The organism is Devosia sp. Root635 (assembly GCF_001427605.1).
Lineage (GTDB): Bacteria > Pseudomonadota > Alphaproteobacteria > Rhizobiales > Devosiaceae > Devosia.
In genome coordinates this window covers 44,328-59,839 of the sequence record NZ_LMGZ01000005.1, presented here as the reverse complement: position 1 = coordinate 59,839, position 15,512 = coordinate 44,328, and the positions used below count along the sequence as shown (strand labels likewise).

The window sequence follows — 15,512 nt, the reverse complement described above, 5'->3', positions numbered from 1 at the left end:
GGGCGGGCCGTAGCCCGCCCGATTTGGCTTACTGGGCCAGCGTGACTTTGGTCAGGCCGAAAAGCGTGCCGGTAGCCGACGATTCGAAGCCGGACACGGTCTTGAGCTGCGCCGTGTAGAGGTTCGAGGTGGACAGCCAGATCCAGGGCGAAAGCTCGGCCAGCCGGGCTTCGAATTTCTGGAAGATTTCCTTGCGCTTGGCGATGTCGGTTTCGACCCGTCCCTGCTGCAGCAGGCTGTCGATCTCGTCGTCGGTAAAGTTCGACACCTTCACCAGGTTGCCATCCTTGGTGAAATACCGGTTGTACATCGGATAGGGGTCAGGGCGGCCGCCATTGAGGGCCACGGCCATGTCGAAATCGCCGGCCAGCCATCGGTCGACATAGACGTTGAGTTCCATCAGCTCGATTTCGAGCGTGATGCCGATTTCGGCCAACTGGCTTTGCAGCACTTGCGCCTCGGCCGAGGCAACCGGCGGTTCGCCCGTTGCGGCAATGACCTTGGCCGTAAAGCCCTCGACGCCGGATTCGGCCATCAGCGCCTTGGCCTTTTCGAGGTCCTGCTCATAGCAGAACAGGGTCGATGGATCGCTGGCATAGGCGGGCATGGTCAGTGGTCCGGTCACCTTGCCTTCGCCCACTAGGGCCGTATCGAGAATGTCCTGGCGATCCACCGCACAGGATATGGCCTGCCGCAGCTTGAGATTGTCCATCGGCGTCCGCGACGGGTTGAGCTGCAACACGTTGTAGGCGAGGCCCGGCACCGCATTGAGCTGCAGGTTGGGCTCATTGGGCACCAGCGTTGCCACCAGCGGATCGTTGAGCAGGGCAAAGTCCGTCTGGCCGGCGCGCAGCGAAGCCAGAATGGCCGTCTCGTCCGGCAGCACCGAAATGGTGATGCCATCATAGGCGATGTCGCCACCCGCCCAGTTCGGATTGACGCTCAGCACTTCCTTGGCATTGGGATCCCACTGGTCCAGCACGAAGGGGCCCGAACCGAGCGTGACCGTGGCAATGGAGCCATCGGCGATGGCCTTGGCGGGCACGACTGCGGCGTTGATGGTGGCCATGGCCACCAGGATCGGTGCATCAGGCTGCGACAGGGTAAAGACCACCGTGGCCGGATCGGGCGCATCGATCGCCGAGATCGACAGGAAGTTGGACCGCGCTGCGGCCGCAGTCGCTTCGTCGAGCAGGCGCTCGAACGAGGCCTTGACGTCCTCGGAGGTGACCGCCGTGCCATCGCTGAACTTGGCATTGGCGTCGATCTTGAAGGTCAGGGTCAGCCCGTCGTCGGAAAAGCTCCAGGACTCGGCCACCGCCGGTACGACATCGAGCTTGGCATCGAGGCGCACCAGCGGCTCATAAATGAGTTCCAGCAGGCGCAGCGATGAAAACGCGGTCTGCGTATGCGGGTCGAGACCGGTCGCATCCTGCGACCAGGCCATGCGCAGCTCGGCCGCCTGCGCAGGCAGCGCCAGCGCCGTGGACAGCAGCATCGCGGCCATGCCGGCAACAACGGTTTGGGTGAATTTCATGTGCATTCTCTTCCCCTTGGAAGTGCATGTTTTTCGGGCGCCAGGCCGCACTTCGATGACCCTGCGCCGCCAGACTGCCCTTCGCCTTTATGCTTGTGGCGCCATGTATCCCAGATGCCCGCCGCAGGCGGGGCTGTCTGATATCGAGCTTATGCGATCCATGGCCGATGTCGAGACTGGTACTACACTGGTCTGCATTTGGATTGCATTTTCCGGTTCTAACCCGCCTGCCGCGCGGTTATGCCGCCGCCTCGAAGGCGGCCCTGGATCATCGTTTCGCCCGCATCTGGGCCGATGATTGCAATTGCGCACGGCCACCGGAAATCCAGGCTGACCGGTGCGTGAATTCGGTCGACAGATCAGGGAACTGGCGTACAATGTCTGTTCCATACGGGTTCGGTAAGGGAACATGCATTCTACGATACAGTTGATCGACCTGCTCGGCGCCGGGGCTCTGTTGCTCTGGGGCCTGCGGATGATCAAGACCGGCGTCATGCGGGCGTTCGGGGCGTCGTTGCGCCTGTGGATCGCCAAGGGCACGGGTAATCGATTCACCGCGGTTCTATCGGGCATTGTGGCGACGCTGGCGCTGCAATCCTCCACCGCCACTGCGGTCATCACGGCGAGCTTCGCCTCCAATGGGGCGATCAAGCCGCGCATGGCGCAGGCGGTGATGCTAGGGGCCAATGTCGGCACGTCCATTGCGGCGGTGATCCTGTCGCTCGATGTCCACTGGTTCGGCTCGGCTATGATCCTGGTCGGCGTCACGCTGTTTTCGCTGAGCAAATATGCGCGCGGCAAGGGTGTTGGCCGCGCCGTTCTCGGCCTCGGCCTGATGCTGCTGGCGCTGCAACTGGTCGGCAATGTCACCGATCCCCTGCGCGAATCCGAGGTGATGGCCGCCATCCTCTCGGGGCTGAGCGATGCGCCGGCCTTCGCGCTGATCCTCGCCGCGGTGCTGGCTTTCGTGTCCTCGTCGAGCCTCGCCGTAGTGCTATTCGTGGCCCTGCTGGCCTCGGCCGGCATCGTGCCGCCGCCGCTGGCGGTGACGCTGGTGGCGGGCGCCAATCTCGGCGGCGCCATTCCGCCGCTGCTGGCGACGCTGCATGAGGGCACCGAGGCGCGCCGGCTGACGCTGGCCAATCTGGTGGTCCGCGCTATCGGCGCTATCGTGCTGACCATCTTTGCCGTGCCGGCTGCGGCGCTGCTGCAGACCATTCTGCCGGATGCGGACGATCTGACCATTGCCGCTCATATCGGCTTCAACCTTGCGCTGCTGGTGCTGTTTCTGCCACTGCTCGGGCCGATCGGCAAGCTGGCTTCCTTGGCCATCCCCAAGCCTGCGGCGCCGGAGCGCGGCACCCGCTATCTCGACGACACCGTGCTCGACACCCCCACCATCGCACTGGCGGCGGCTGAGCGCGAAACGCTGCGCGTCAGCGATATCGTGCTGCGCATGCTAGAAGGGAGCCTGGACGCCCTGCGCAAGCCGGGGCCGGCCACCCGGAGCACCGTATCGCTGCTCGATGACGATGTAGACGCCTTCAACCAGGCCATCAAGCTCTACCTGACCCGGCTCGACCAGACCGAGCTGGACGAGGACGATGCGCGCCGGTCCGCCGAGATCATGAGCTTTGCCATCAACCTGGAACATGTCGGCGATATCGTCGAAAGCGGGCTCTGCGACGTTGCCGGCAAGATCGCCAAGCGGCAGCTCAAATTCTCCGCCGACGGCCTGGCCGAAATTGTGGCGCTCTACGAAAAGACCATTCTCAACATGCAGTTGAGCCAGACGGTGTTCATGACGCGTGATCCGCAACTGGCCCGCCAACTGGTGGCCGCCAAGGTGGATGTGCGCCGGCTCGAGGCACGCTCGGCCGGCACGCATATCCAGCGCGTGCGGGAGCGCGTACCGGCATCGGTGGAAACCAGCTCGATGCATCTCGACCTGCTGCGCGACCTCAAGCGCATCAATGCGCACCTGGCCTCGGTGGCTTATCCCATCCTCGAAACCAAGGGCGAACTCGATGAGAGCCGCCTGCGCCCCAATGCCGTTCTCGAACCGAAGACGGCTTCCGAATAGCTGGAGCTTTCCATGAATTACGATGCTGTCCTCGCGGACATGGTTGCCATTGCCCGCGAAGCCGGAGCCTTGACGCTGGCCTATTTCAAGCGCTTCCGCGATCTCGAAATCGGCATCAAGGGACCGGCGGATTTCGTCTCCGACGCCGACAAGGAGAGCGAGCTGCTGATCCGCAAATTCCTGTTCGACCGCTATCCTGGCTGGAGCTTCACCGGCGAGGAATTCGCCCCGGTCGATACGGACAATGAGCATCGCTGGCTGGTCGACCCCATCGATGGGACGACCAATTTCATCAACGGCATGCACTACACCATTTCCATCGCGCTGCGCCGGGGCAACAGGACGGTCTGCGCCGTGCTCTACAATCCGCCGGCCGACGAGATGTTCACCGCCATTCCGGGGCAGGGCGCCTTCATGAACGGCGAACGGCTCAGGGTGAGCGAGCAGGCCGATATCGGCCTGTGCAATATCGGCACCGGCCTGCCGACGCCGGGCTTGCAGCTCTACCCGGGCGCTTATGAGCGCCTCGACGCCATCAGGGCACCCATCGGCGCCGTCCGCATCGTCGGCAGCGCCGCCAATAGCTGCGCCTATGTCGCGATGGGCCGGCTGACCGGCTATTACGAGGAAACCGGATTCGTCGACACGGCCGCGGGAATCCTGCTGGTGCAGGAAGCGGGCGGCGTCGTCACCGACTGGTGGGGCCGTGGCCCGGATATCTACGAACGCACCGGCACGCTATTGGTGGCCAACAAGGCGACGCATGCCTATCTGCTGGACAAGCTCAAGGATGTACCGCGGAAAGACCCGAAATAGGGGGCGAAGGGACGTTCCCCTTGTGGGGCGTGTTTGTTTTTGGACGCCGCTGCCGAAACGGCTGCATTCTCGCTATTGAATCATCAATTCATGCGCCCCCTCCCCCTTGAGGGGAGGGTAGCGTCGCTCGGCCCAAAGGGCCGTAGCGAAGCTGGGGTGGGGGTCGTCTTGTGGATCACCGAGGACCCCCTCCCTCAATCCCTCCCCTCACGGGGGAGGGAGGCGAAAGAGCCGACCCTGCGCGAAAGAACAGAAGTCCAAAGTGAACAGCCCACACAAGGGCAGGCTCCGCTCACCTCACCCCACCAGCGCGATCAAACCTTCCGGGTCATCCGTGGTGATCTGGTCCACCTTCAGCGCCAGCAGGCGTTCGACGGCCGGTTTCGTTGCCGCGCTGGCTTCGCGTATGGTCCAGGCGTCGATGCGCTTGCGGTGCCTGTGGTAGGCCTCGATGATATCAAAGCCGGCATCGGCGGCCTGGGTGACGATTTCCCAATAGAGATAGATCATGTCGGTGCCATCAAGGGCGGTGACGGAGTCATCGACGAAGGCCTGCAGCGTGCCGCCGGCCAGTGCTGCCTTGAAGCGCTGTTCGTCGCTGGCGTCGTAGCCGCTGCGCATGCCGGGCACTGCTCCGGTCAGCAGCTTCACCGCCGCCGCAGAGCCCGATGACACGATCATGTTGCCGGCCACCGGCCCGGTGGCGCGGGCGAAATTCTCGATGGCGCTGCCGTCGAGAACGGTCTCATCCTCCTTGTAGTCGAGCTGCAGCAGTGCATCGGGATGCACGCTGCCCTCAGCTATCAAGGCGCAGAGATCGTCTAGCAGCATGACCCGGTCGGCGATCGGCGCGCCGTCATTGCCGCGCAGGTGGAGATTGCGGATCGCGGCGTCGGTTGTCGCGGCAACCGCGCCTCGCCCGGTGGTCTCGCGATCGAGCGTCATGTCATGCAGCACCGCCATGCCCTTGTCGGCCGTGACCACCAGGTCCACCTCGACGCTGGCGCCCAGCCGCATCGCCTCGATGATGCGTGTGCCGGTAAACACCGGGTCGGACGCCCGGCGGCGCCCGCGATGCCACTTGAGCCAGGTGCGGTGGCCGTTGCGCTCGATGAAGATGGGATCGCTCATGCTCGGTGGATCACCACGCCGTCGCGATAGGCGGCAATGGCCTTTGGCGTCAGCGTGACCGACTGGCCGGCCTTGAACAAATCCGGATGCGGCACCATCGCCTTGATGCGGGTGGCGTCGTTGAGTTCGAGGTCCACCAGCCCATGGGTGCCATAGTCGGTGACCCGATGCACCTTGCCCTGGCTGCCCTCGCCGGCAATCGCCAGGTCCAGCGCTTCGGGGCGGATGGCCATGATGGCCGGGCCATCGCCGACGGGCAGGGGGGTCGAGTAGCCGGCCTTGCTGAAAATGCCGTTGGCGACATTGCCCTCGATCAGGTTCATCGTGCCGATGAAGCCGGCGACGAAGGGCGTTTGCGGCTCGCGATAGATCACTTCGGGGCGGTCGATCTGCTCGGTTCGCCCGTCGCGCATGACCACGATGCGGTCGGCCATCGACAGCGCTTCGTCCTGCCCATGCGTCACGAACAGCGTGGTGATCTTCAGCCGCTGCTGGATATCGCGCACTTCCTCTCGCAGCCGCTCGCGCAGGTGCTGGTCGAGGCTGGCAAAGGGTTCATCGAGCAGCAGTATCTTGGGCTCCAGCACCAGCGATCGCGCCAGCGCCACGCGCTGCTGCTGCCCGCCGGACAGCTTGGCGACGTGGCGCGTGCCATAGCCATTGAGGCCCACCAGGTCGAGCACCGCTTCGACCCGCCGCTTGATCTCGTCGGGCGCGACCTTGCGCAGCTTGAGGCCGAAGGCGAGGTTCTTGAACACATTCATATGCGTCCACAGCGCATGGCTCTGGAACACCATGCCGGTGGGGCGCTTCTCGGGCGGAACGTGGGTGATGTCCTCGCCATCGATGGTCATGAGGCCCGACGTCGGGCGCTCGAAGCCGCCCACCATGCGAAGCAGGGTGGATTTGCCCGAGCCCGAGGGACCGAGCAGGCAGACCAGTTCGCCATCGGCCACGTCGAGTGAGAAATTGTCGACGGCGCGGACCTGGCCGCTGGCGAAAATCTTGGAAACGTCTTTGATCTTGAGAATGGACATGCGTTTTTCCTAGCCCCCGAAGCCGCGGGCGAACGAACCCGAATTGACCACGCGTCGGGCGAACAGCAGGGCGATGAAGCTGGGAACCCAGAGCAGTACAGACAGCACCGCGCCATACTGGATGACCGGCTGGTTGTTGATGAAGGAGATCATCAGCACCGGCAGGGTGCGCACCTGCGGCGCGCCGATCAGCCAGGCGCCTTCGGTTTCGTAGAAGGTGCCGACGAAGCTGAGCAGGATGGCGGCGGCAATGGTCGGCCCGGCCTGGGGCAGGGTGATCGACCAGAACACCCGGAACGGCCCCGCGCCCACATCGCGCGCCGCCTCTTCCATCCGCCGGTCGACCGACTGGAAGGCGGCCACCGGGATCCAGATCATGAACAGCAGCGTGCCCACGAGCTGAATCAGCACCACGCCCCAGAAGGTGCCGATGAGATTGAGCTGCAGGAAAATGCCGGCAATGGCGACGAGCAGGCCGAATTTGGGGAAGGCGTGCCCTGCCAGGAACGAGAAGAACAGGATGTCCCGACCCGGAAAATCGAGCCGGGCGAAGGCATAGGCCGCCGGCAGGCAGATCAGGGCGGAGAGGCCCGTCACCGTCGTCGCCAGCGTCAGGCTCATGGTGATCGACCCCCAGACGTCGGCACGCGCCAGCGTCTGGTTCCAGAACCGGAGCCCGAATTCCTGCGGGATCACCGCGGGAAAGCGCCAGACATTGGTGAAGGCCCAGGTTCCCACCACGATCAGGGGAAGCACGATGACCAGCGTCAGCACGATGGCGAAGATGATGCCGGTCCAGTCGATCGGGCGGCGGATGAGTGCGGTGGCCATGTCAGGGTGTCCTGTTCTTGGCGACCGAGCGCACATAGAAAAGCCCGAACACGATGCAGAACCCGAAGGTGATGACCGCCTGGGTAATGGCCGTCCGTGGTTCGTAGAGTTCGCGGAAGGTGCGCTGCATGAACGGCCCCATCATTTCCGGCGCCGCCGGCCCCAGCACATAGGGCAGGGTGAAGGCCGAAAAAATGCCGAGCACAGCGAATGAAATTGCCACGAGGATGGAATTGGAAATGCGCGGCAGGATGATGTGCCAGAGCAGGGCGAAGCGGCCCGCGCCGACATCGCGCGCGGCTTCTATGGCCTGGTTGGAGACATTGCCCAGTCCCGACAGCAGGATCAGCACGGTGAGCGGGATATTGTCCCAGACCAGCCCGATCACCGGCCCCCACGGGGTCAGATAGGGCGATCGAATCTTGGGCAGGCTCATCGCGTTGAGCAGCAGGTCGACGGTGCCGTTCGGCCCCAATACGCGGATGAAAGCGAAGCTGAGGATAATCGAGGGCACGAACATCGGGAAAATGGCCAGGCCCTGCACATAGGCGGCGACCTTGCTGTCCGAAAAACGCAGGTAGAGCGCGATCGGCAGGCAGACCACCAGCAGCAGGATGGCGCAGACGCCCGTCGTCCACAGCGTGATCGACAGGTTGGAAAGGCTGTAGCCGTCCGAAAAGAAGAAACGGTAGGTCTCGAGCGAGAAGGTCTCGCCGCCTTCGGGCAACCTCATCCACAGCGTCTGGATGATGGCCGAGATGATCGGCCAGATGATGAGCCAGATCACCAGCAATACCGGAACGGCAACGAGCAGGAGGCCAATCGGCCTCCTGCGTTCTGGTGCAGCGAGCACTGGCTGGCCCGCGTCTGCTATGGTCACGAAGCCGGGTCCACGTTTGGAGCAACGGCGCGATACCAGCCCTCGTTGATGGCCTTTTCCCAGTCACCGCCCGGGAAGTTCGGAATGGTCTGCGGGATGAGGTCGGCGAATTTCTCGCGCAGGTCGGCCGAGATGTAATCCCACGACACGCCCGGGAAACCACCCAGTTCGGTGAGCACGGCGGATTGGATTTCCTCGGTGAGGAGGAAATCTGCCAGCTTGAGCGCGGCATCCTTGTTGGTGCCGTTGCTGAGTACGGCCAGCTTGGTGAAACCGCCCGGCAGGCCAAGGTCCTGAAGCTGCACGAGGCCGGTGGTTTCCGGCAGCACGCCCTGGTCAATCGCAGACAGCGCCTGGTCGGACCATGCCGGAATCATGGTGACGGCGGATTGGCCGAGCAACTGCAGCGACTGGGTATTGCCTGACGTATAGGCGCCGCCGTCGAACAGCGAGGGCGCCAGGTCCATCAGGATGTCCCAGGCCGGGTTCAACATGGTCTCGCCGGCTTCGGCAGTATAGTTGTCGACGGTGAACTTGGCCGGGTCCTGGCCATTCGCCTCATAGATGGCGCGGCGCACGAAATTGCCGCCTGAACCACCCTTGTTGGGGCGGTTATAGATGAACTGGCCCGGATTTGCCTTGATCCAGGCCACCAGGTCCGCCCAGGTCTTCGGCACATCTGCCGGGGCAAGCTTGGTGGTGTCATAGGCCAGCAGCACCTGCGAGCCGCGATAGGGCAGGTTGGTCGGAATGTCGAAGGCCAGCGGATTGACCTTGGAATAGTTGGAGAGGCCGGCCGTCTCGAAGTCGACATAGAGGCCCTTGGCGATACCGTCGACGGTGACGCGCGTGTCAAAACCTTCGAACAGGTCGGCCTGCGGGTCGCTGCCGCTGGCGAGGGCCGCCATGGCGCGGTCGCCGATGGCGGCAACGCCCGGACCATCGCCGCCGTCAACCAGGTTGAGGGTGATGCCGGCATTGGCGGCTTCGAATTTCGGTTTCACCACATTGGTCCAGAAGTCGATGACGTTCTGGTCCGAGGTGAAATAGACGTCGATGACGCCTTCCGCGCCAAAGGACATGCGGGGCAGCATTAGGGCGCCGGCAGCCGTGCCGGCAGCGAGCATGAAATCACGCCGTTTCATTGTAATCTCCCAAAGTCCGTTCATTGGAACGGATGTTCCACACGGCGGTCAGTTCCGCCCGTAGGTTTCATCGATCTTGCGTCGACCTCTCCCGGCCGAAAGCTAACTACCGGCTGGAAAATTATGCAAGCGGAAACCCGCTGATCGGTGACGCGACGATCCAGACGTAGAAATCACAGCTCTGCGACAGATGTGTAACAGTGGCCCTTCCAGCATGCCTGGATGGGGCGAGTCTCTGTGCAAAAAGCGAATTATCTAATTGAAATAAATAGCAATAATTGAGAATTCGTAGCGCCGAAGTGACCTGTTGCGGCCCGTCGTCAGGGCGCTAGTCGCGCGCAATGCGCCGTTCTGGCGTCGATGCGGCAATCGCTGGTTCCGGATGTGGAATTGACCGGTTCGCGCAGTCCGGGTCGGCGAGCGATGCGTTTCGAACGAAGTCTGCGTCGCGTTCCATGTTTGCAATTTTTGTTCTATTATGACGACAGCACCTCGGAACAAGTTCCGGGGTGCGGAGGCGAAGGGAAGCGTCGGCGCCGGGCCGACACTGTGGCCCTAGATGCTGGCAGCGAGTTCTTCGAGCTGGGCGGCACACATGCCCCAGCCTTCGTGGAAGCCCATCTGCTTGTGGGTCGCTGCATCTTCGGGGGTCCAGTGGCGGGCGATGGCGGTGTAGCGCGTCTTGCCCTCGCCGGCATCTTCGAAGGTCAGGATGGCAGTGAAGAAGGGCTTGGCCGAGGGCGCCCAATCGCCGGTAAAGGCATCGGTGAAGACCAGCTTCTCGTTGGGCACGATTTCCAGATACTGGCCTGCATTGGGATATTCAGTGCCGTTCTCGTCGGCCATGGTCATGACGTTGCCGCCGCCGGGACGCAGGTCCATTTCGACCTTGGGCGTGGTCCAGGGCCTCGGCGCGAACCACTGCTTGATGAGATCTGGCTGGGTCCAGCATTGGAAGACCTTGTCGCGCGGGGCATTGAGCACGCGGGTCAGCACGAGGTCGCGATCGGTATCCTGGGTGGGAAGGGTGTTGGTCATTTGCAGTTCTCCTTGACTGGCAGTTTCGCTGAGGCGACGAGCGAGCGGGCCGGCTTTCGACATGCGGCGCGTCTTTTTTATCCTGCGGCGATGTCCCGGCTTGGCAGGCAGCCCCGGAGGATGTTTGCTGTAGCCAGCCAAGGAGATGTGCCATGACCGACCCATTGCCCCCGATCACCGCGCCGCAAAGCCGCGCCGGCAGGGCTCTGGTCGGCTGGTCGATCACCGGGCTGGCCGAGGCGACCAACGTGCCGGCCAGCGAAATCGAGCGCTTCGAGGCCGAAACGCTGCGTCCCGATGCCAATTGTCAGCGGGCGATCCGGTCGGCGCTGGAGGAGGCCGGCGTGCTGTTCCTGCCCGAACAGGGTGGGACGGGCGTTGGCGTGCGGCTCAAATTCCCGCGCCAGACCGTCAAACGCCTCCAGACCTGGGAAGGCGAAGGCGGCACCACCGGCGAAGACGACATTCACTGACCGACCGATATCGAAAGCTCGCAATGCCTCTTTTTCAACAGCCCATCGAACGGGGCTGGACCCTCAATTGCGCCCGCCGGGTTGGTGCACCGATCCTGCCGGAGGCCATCCCGGCCACGGTACCCGGCACGGTCCATACCGACTTGCTGGCAGCCCGGCTGATCCCCGATCCCTATCTTGATCTCAACGAGATCGCGGTCGACTGGGTGGGCCGTTGCGACTGGCGCTATGAAGTGGTGTTCGACTGGCGGGACGAGGGCGCAGCCCAGGTCGAATTGGTCTGCCCCGGCCTCGACACTTTCGCGCAGATCGTCCTCAACGGTGCCATCATCGGCGAAACCGCCAATATGAACCGGGAATACCGGTTTGATGTTCGTGGTCTGCTGCGCGAGGGCGCCAATACGCTGACCGTCCTCTTCGAATCGGCCTGGACGCGCGGTGAGGCGCTGGCGGCGCAATATGAGCCGCGGCCCAACAACTATCCCGGCCCGGCCAACCTGATGCGCAAGATGGCCTGCAATTTCGGCTGGGACTGGGGCCCGACGCTGGTCACGTCGGGCATCTGGAAGCCGATACGGCTGGAAAGCTGGACGAAGGCCCGCATTGCCAGCGTGCGCCCCGAAGTGGCGCTTGAAGGCGCTGATGGCCGCGTGCGGGCGCATTTGGCGGTGGATGGCGACGGACAAGGGTTGAAGTTGCGGGCCAGCGTGGCCGGCATAACCGTGGAACTGCCTGTCGGCGACGTGCTGGACCTTGTCGTGCCCAATCCCGCCATCTGGTGGCCGCACGGACTGGGCAGCCAGCCGCTCTATGATCTGATTGTGGACCTAGTGGATGAAGCCGGCGCCGTAACCGATTCCTGGCGCAGGAAAATCGGCTTCCGCTCGTTGCGCCTTGATACATCGAAAGACGATAAAGGCACCGCCTTCACCTTCATCATCAACGACGTCCCGGTCTATATCTGCGGCGCCAACTGGATTCCCGATGATTGCTTTCTGCCGCGCGTCACGCCCGAGCGTTATGCCGCCCGCATCGCCCAGGCCAAGGGCGCCAATATCAACATGCTGCGCGTCTGGGGCGGCGGCATCTACGAAACCGACGCCTTCTACGAGGCCTGCGACGAAGCCGGCATGCTGGTCTGGCAGGATTTTTTGTTCGCTTGCGCCGCCTATCCCGAAGAAGGCGACCTGCCGGCCGAGATCGAGGCCGAGGCGCGCGACAACATTGTCCGCCTGATGCCTCACCCCTCGCTGGTGCTGTGGAACGGCAATAACGAGAATATCTGGGGCTGGTTCGACTGGGGCTGGCAGGGCGTGCTGGAAGGCCGCAGCTGGGGCAAGGGCTATTATCTCGACCTGCTGCCGCGGCTGGTGGCCGAACTCGATCCGGTCAGGCCCTACTGGGCGGGCAGTCCCTATTCCGGCTCGATGGACATCCATCCCAACGATCCGGCGCATGGCTGTTCCCATGTCTGGGATGTGTGGAACGAGGTTGGCTATGAGCATTATGCCGACAGCGTGCCGCGCTTCTGCTCCGAATTCGGCTGGCAGGCGCCGCCGACCTGGGCGACCCTGAGCCAATCGGTGCATGACCAGCCGATGACGCCGACCTCGCCCGGCGTCTGGCATCACCAGAAGGCCACGACAGGCAACGACAAGTTGCTGCGCGGGTTGGCCGGACATCTGCCGGCGCCAGCCAATATGGACGACTGGCTCTATGCCACCCAGCTCAACCAGGCGCGCGCCATCCGCTTTGGGGTGGAGCATTGGCGCAGCCATCGTGGCACCAATATGGGCGCCATCGTCTGGCAATTGAACGATTGCTGGCCGGTGACCTCATGGGCGGCCGTCGACGGCTATGGCCGGACCAAGCCGCTGTGGTATGCGCTACGCGCGGCCTATCACCCGCATCTGCTGACCATCCAGAAGCGCGGTACCGACCTGCAGGTCTTCGCGGTCAATGAGCGCACGCTGTTCTGGCGCGGCCCGGTGACGGTCAAGCGGGTGCGCTTCGACGGCACGGTGCTGGCCGAATGGACGCATTGGCGGCTCTGTTCCGACCGGCTGGATATCGCTTCGCTGGTCGTTCCTGCCGATGTAGCAAAACCCGATAATCCGCGTGACGAAATGCTGGTGGCCACAATGCATGACAGCGTGGCGCACTACTATTTCAGCGAAGATGTGGAGCTCGACCTACCCGAAGCGAGGGCCGACATTGCGGTGGCCGGCGATGGTGCCGACTGGCTGGTAACGGTGACGGCACGCAGCCTCCTCAAGGACCTGTGCCTTTTCGTCGACCGCATCCATCCCGATGCTGCTGTCGACGACATGCTGGTGACATTGCTGCCGGGCGAGAACCGGGTGTTCCGCGTCACCTGTGCGGTGGAGCCGGATGCGGCCGCGTTGGGGGCGAGCCCTGTGTTTCGGTGTGCCAATCAGCTTGGGTAGTGCCGCGCCCTCGTGGTTCGAGGCGCTGAAGAAGCGCACCTCACCATGAGGGCTGTTGATACACCGAGTTCCCAGTAGCCCCTCATGGTGAGGTGCGAGCTCTTCGCGAGCCTCGAACCACGAGGGCGTGGCGCGATGTCACCGCCCCAGCGCCTTGAGCGCCGGACGCAGCCGGTTGCCATTCGCGGCCAGCAGCCGCTCGGCGCCAGCGACGCCATCAGCGCCCGCCGCCAGCAATATCGCCGTCTTCACCGCGCCGTCGGCCTGTTCTAGCGCCGCCGCGGCCTCGTCCTCCGACACCTGGCTCACCGCCATGACGATGCGGCGCGCCCGGCCGCGCAGTTTCATATTGTCGGCGATGAGGTTGACCATGAAGCCGTCATGTACGTGGCCGAGATGCACGGCCATCATCGTCGAGAGCATATTGAGCGCAATCTTCTGCGCGGTGCCGGCGCCCATGCGGGTCGAGCCGGCGATGACCTCGGGCGGCGTCGGCAGGCAGACGGCCACATCGACGCGATCGAACAGCGGTGCGCCGCTATTGTTGCTGATGCCGATCGTGCCGGCGCCAGCGGCTCGGGCCGCTTCGATGATGGCCATGGGGTAGGGTGTATAGCCGCTGGCGGTAAGGGCGATCACACAATCGCTCGGACCCACCTTGGCCGCGGCGATATCGGCGCGGGCCGCTTCGGCATCGTCTTCGGGCGCGCCTTCCATGTCGGTCAGCGCGGCAATGCCGCCGGCCAGCAGAACCTTGATACGGTCACGGCCAATACCATAGGTGCCCGGCAATTCCAGCGCGTCGGCCAGCGCCATGAGGCCGGAACTGCCGGCCGCCGCATAGATCAGCCGGCCGCCGCCGGTGAGGCTGTCGGCCGCCAGCCGTGCGGCTTTGGCAATGGCCGGCACTGCGTCTTGCACCGCGCGTGCCGCTTCGGCCTGCGCTTCGGCCAGAATCGCCAGCGCCTCCCGCGGAGGCTTGGTATCGAAGCCTCTTGCACTCGCATGGCTCATCTCGGTTTGCGCTGTAGTCATGCCGGTCTCCAGTCGCAACAATAATGCCAAAAAAATACCACTTGTCCAGTCGAGCCCATAAAATGGGCGCCCAGAGGATATGCAGGCCCGTCAAGACCCCAATTGCGCCAGAGTCATGCCCCGATTGTGCAGAAACGTGATTTGGGGCTTGGTAAATGGTATTTTATTGGTATTATCCCGTTGGGAGGACGTGCGGCTGGTCAAACGACGGATTTTTAGTGATATGCAACGCGATGACGGGCGCCACAAGGCGAGGGGGGAAGAGTGACCGACGTGTCGAACAGTTTCTTTGCCGACGGCCCTGTCGTGCTGCAATCGGGCGGCCCGCTCTATCTCCAGCTCAAACGCTGGATCGAGGATGCCATCCATAGCGGAGCCATCAACCCCGGCGACGCACTGCCCTCGGAACGTGATCTCGCCACCAAGGTCGACGTGTCGCGCGTGACCGTGCGCAAGGCCGTGCTGCAACTGGTCAAGGACGGCGTGCTGGTGCAGCGCCACGGCTCGGGCACCTTCGTCGCGCCGCAGACCCAGCGCGTGGAGCAGTCACTGTCGCAACTGACCTCGTTTACCGAGGACATGGCGCGGCGCGGCATGGCGGTGCGGGCCGAATGGCTCGATCGCGGGCTTTACCTGCCCTCGCCGGAAGAAACCATCATCCTTGGCCTCTCCTCGGGCGAGCAGGTGGCGCGCATTTCGCGCCTGCGCCTCACCGGCGATACGCCGCTTGCTATCGAGCGGGCGAGTCTGTCCTCGCGCGTGCTGCCCGATCCGGCCGGCATCGGCGACAGCCTCTACAAGCATCTCGACAAGTCCGGAAATCGGCCCATCCGCGCTATCCAGCGCATCCGCGCCGCCAACCTGGACGACGAGGATGCCCATCTCCTGCAGGTGCCGGCCGGCTCGGCGGGGCTCAATATCGAGCGTACCTCCTATCTCGCCTCCGGGCGGGTCATCGAATTCACCCGCTCCATCTATCGGGGCGATACCTATGACTTCGTCGCCGAATTGCGGATCGGCGATTCTCCAGCACAAGGAGGCAGCAAGACGTGACTTTGA

13 protein-coding genes are annotated in these 15,512 nt (G+C 63.7%); 5 read left to right on the top strand and 8 right to left on the bottom strand.

Annotation, left to right across the window (positions count from 1 at the left end; all coding sequences use genetic code 11):
* Positions 1-28 precede the first annotated feature (28 nt).
* The gene (locus ASD80_RS03970) at positions 29-1,543 is read right to left on the bottom strand and encodes an ABC transporter substrate-binding protein (protein ID WP_056229302.1); all 1,515 of its coding nucleotides are present in this window, start codon (positions 1,541-1,543) and stop codon (positions 29-31) included.
* A gap of 403 nt (positions 1,544-1,946) precedes the next feature.
* Here ASD80_RS03970 and ASD80_RS03965 point away from each other — a divergent pair, with 403 nt between their 5' ends.
* Together ASD80_RS03965 and ASD80_RS03960 are read left to right on the top strand one after the other, a co-directional pair.
* The gene (locus tag ASD80_RS03965) at positions 1,947-3,620 is read left to right on the top strand and encodes a Na/Pi cotransporter family protein (RefSeq protein WP_056229299.1); all 1,674 of its coding nucleotides are present in this window, start codon (positions 1,947-1,949) and stop codon (positions 3,618-3,620) included.
* A gap of 12 nt (positions 3,621-3,632) precedes the next feature.
* Complete coding sequence (locus tag ASD80_RS03960) at positions 3,633-4,436, top strand: inositol monophosphatase family protein (RefSeq protein WP_056229297.1); 804 nt, start codon at positions 3,633-3,635, stop codon at positions 4,434-4,436.
* Between the two features lie 297 nt (positions 4,437-4,733).
* Here ASD80_RS03960 and ASD80_RS03955 read toward each other — a convergent pair whose 3' ends face one another.
* The 6 genes from ASD80_RS03955 to ASD80_RS03930 form a co-directional block, all read right to left on the bottom strand.
* On the bottom strand, positions 4,734-5,567 hold the full coding sequence (locus tag ASD80_RS03955) for a glycerophosphodiester phosphodiesterase (RefSeq protein WP_056229290.1): 834 nt from the start codon (positions 5,565-5,567) through the stop codon (positions 4,734-4,736).
* The gene (locus tag ASD80_RS03950) at positions 5,564-6,604 is read right to left on the bottom strand and encodes an ABC transporter ATP-binding protein (RefSeq protein WP_056229287.1); all 1,041 of its coding nucleotides are present in this window, start codon (positions 6,602-6,604) and stop codon (positions 5,564-5,566) included. The genes ASD80_RS03955 and ASD80_RS03950 overlap by 4 nt, the downstream gene beginning before the upstream one ends.
* A gap of 9 nt (positions 6,605-6,613) precedes the next feature.
* The gene (locus tag ASD80_RS03945; RefSeq protein WP_056229285.1) at positions 6,614-7,435 is read right to left on the bottom strand and encodes an ABC transporter permease; all 822 of its coding nucleotides are present in this window, start codon (positions 7,433-7,435) and stop codon (positions 6,614-6,616) included.
* 1 nt (position 7,436) lies between these two features.
* Positions 7,437-8,315, bottom strand: coding sequence for an ABC transporter permease (locus ASD80_RS03940; protein ID WP_056229282.1), 879 nt, complete (start codon positions 8,313-8,315; stop codon positions 7,437-7,439).
* Positions 8,312-9,460 (bottom strand): extracellular solute-binding protein, encoded by a 1,149-nt coding sequence (locus ASD80_RS03935; protein WP_056229279.1) that lies wholly within the window; start codon positions 9,458-9,460, stop codon positions 8,312-8,314. Before ASD80_RS03935 ends, ASD80_RS03940 begins: the two co-directional genes overlap by 4 nt.
* A 555-nt stretch (positions 9,461-10,015) precedes the next feature.
* Complete coding sequence (locus ASD80_RS03930; protein ID WP_056229277.1) at positions 10,016-10,498, bottom strand: SRPBCC family protein; 483 nt, start codon at positions 10,496-10,498, stop codon at positions 10,016-10,018.
* A gap of 152 nt (positions 10,499-10,650) precedes the next feature.
* Here ASD80_RS03930 and ASD80_RS03925 point away from each other — a divergent pair, with 152 nt between their 5' ends.
* The gene (locus tag ASD80_RS03925) at positions 10,651-10,971 is read left to right on the top strand and encodes a hypothetical protein (RefSeq protein WP_056229275.1); all 321 of its coding nucleotides are present in this window, start codon (positions 10,651-10,653) and stop codon (positions 10,969-10,971) included.
* A gap of 23 nt (positions 10,972-10,994) precedes the next feature.
* The gene (locus ASD80_RS03920; protein ID WP_056229274.1) at positions 10,995-13,418 is read left to right on the top strand and encodes a glycoside hydrolase family 2 protein; all 2,424 of its coding nucleotides are present in this window, start codon (positions 10,995-10,997) and stop codon (positions 13,416-13,418) included.
* 138 nt (positions 13,419-13,556) lie between these two features.
* Here ASD80_RS03920 and ASD80_RS03915 read toward each other — a convergent pair whose 3' ends face one another.
* Entirely contained in the window at positions 13,557-14,453 is an 897-nt protein-coding gene (locus ASD80_RS03915) for an N-acetylmuramic acid 6-phosphate etherase (RefSeq protein WP_056229271.1), read from the bottom strand.
* A gap of 264 nt (positions 14,454-14,717) precedes the next feature.
* Here ASD80_RS03915 and ASD80_RS03910 point away from each other — a divergent pair, with 264 nt between their 5' ends.
* Complete coding sequence (locus ASD80_RS03910; protein ID WP_056229268.1) at positions 14,718-15,506, top strand: GntR family transcriptional regulator; 789 nt, start codon at positions 14,718-14,720, stop codon at positions 15,504-15,506.
* The last annotated feature ends 6 nt before the right edge of the window (positions 15,507-15,512 follow it).

Bases quoted from the DNA above. Each gene is read 5' to 3' on its own strand.
- ASD80_RS03970 (WP_056229302.1), bottom strand. From the start codon at position 1,543: ATGCACATGAAATTCACCCAAACCGTTGTTGCCGGCATGGCCGCGATG.
- ASD80_RS03965 (WP_056229299.1), top strand. From the start codon at position 1,947: ATGCATTCTACGATACAGTTGATCGACCTGCTCGGCGCCGGGGCTCTG.
- ASD80_RS03960 (WP_056229297.1), top strand. From the start codon at position 3,633: ATGAATTACGATGCTGTCCTCGCGGACATGGTTGCCATTGCCCGCGAA.
- ASD80_RS03955 (WP_056229290.1), bottom strand. From the start codon at position 5,567: ATGAGCGATCCCATCTTCATCGAGCGCAACGGCCACCGCACCTGGCTC.
- ASD80_RS03950 (WP_056229287.1), bottom strand. From the start codon at position 6,604: ATGTCCATTCTCAAGATCAAAGACGTTTCCAAGATTTTCGCCAGCGGC.
- ASD80_RS03945 (WP_056229285.1), bottom strand. From the start codon at position 7,435: ATGGCCACCGCACTCATCCGCCGCCCGATCGACTGGACCGGCATCATC.
- ASD80_RS03935 (WP_056229279.1), bottom strand. From the start codon at position 9,460: ATGAAACGGCGTGATTTCATGCTCGCTGCCGGCACGGCTGCCGGCGCC.
- ASD80_RS03930 (WP_056229277.1), bottom strand. From the start codon at position 10,498: ATGACCAACACCCTTCCCACCCAGGATACCGATCGCGACCTCGTGCTG.
- ASD80_RS03925 (WP_056229275.1), top strand. From the start codon at position 10,651: ATGACCGACCCATTGCCCCCGATCACCGCGCCGCAAAGCCGCGCCGGC.
- ASD80_RS03920 (WP_056229274.1), top strand. From the start codon at position 10,995: ATGCCTCTTTTTCAACAGCCCATCGAACGGGGCTGGACCCTCAATTGC.
- ASD80_RS03915 (WP_056229271.1), bottom strand. From the start codon at position 14,453: ATGACTACAGCGCAAACCGAGATGAGCCATGCGAGTGCAAGAGGCTTC.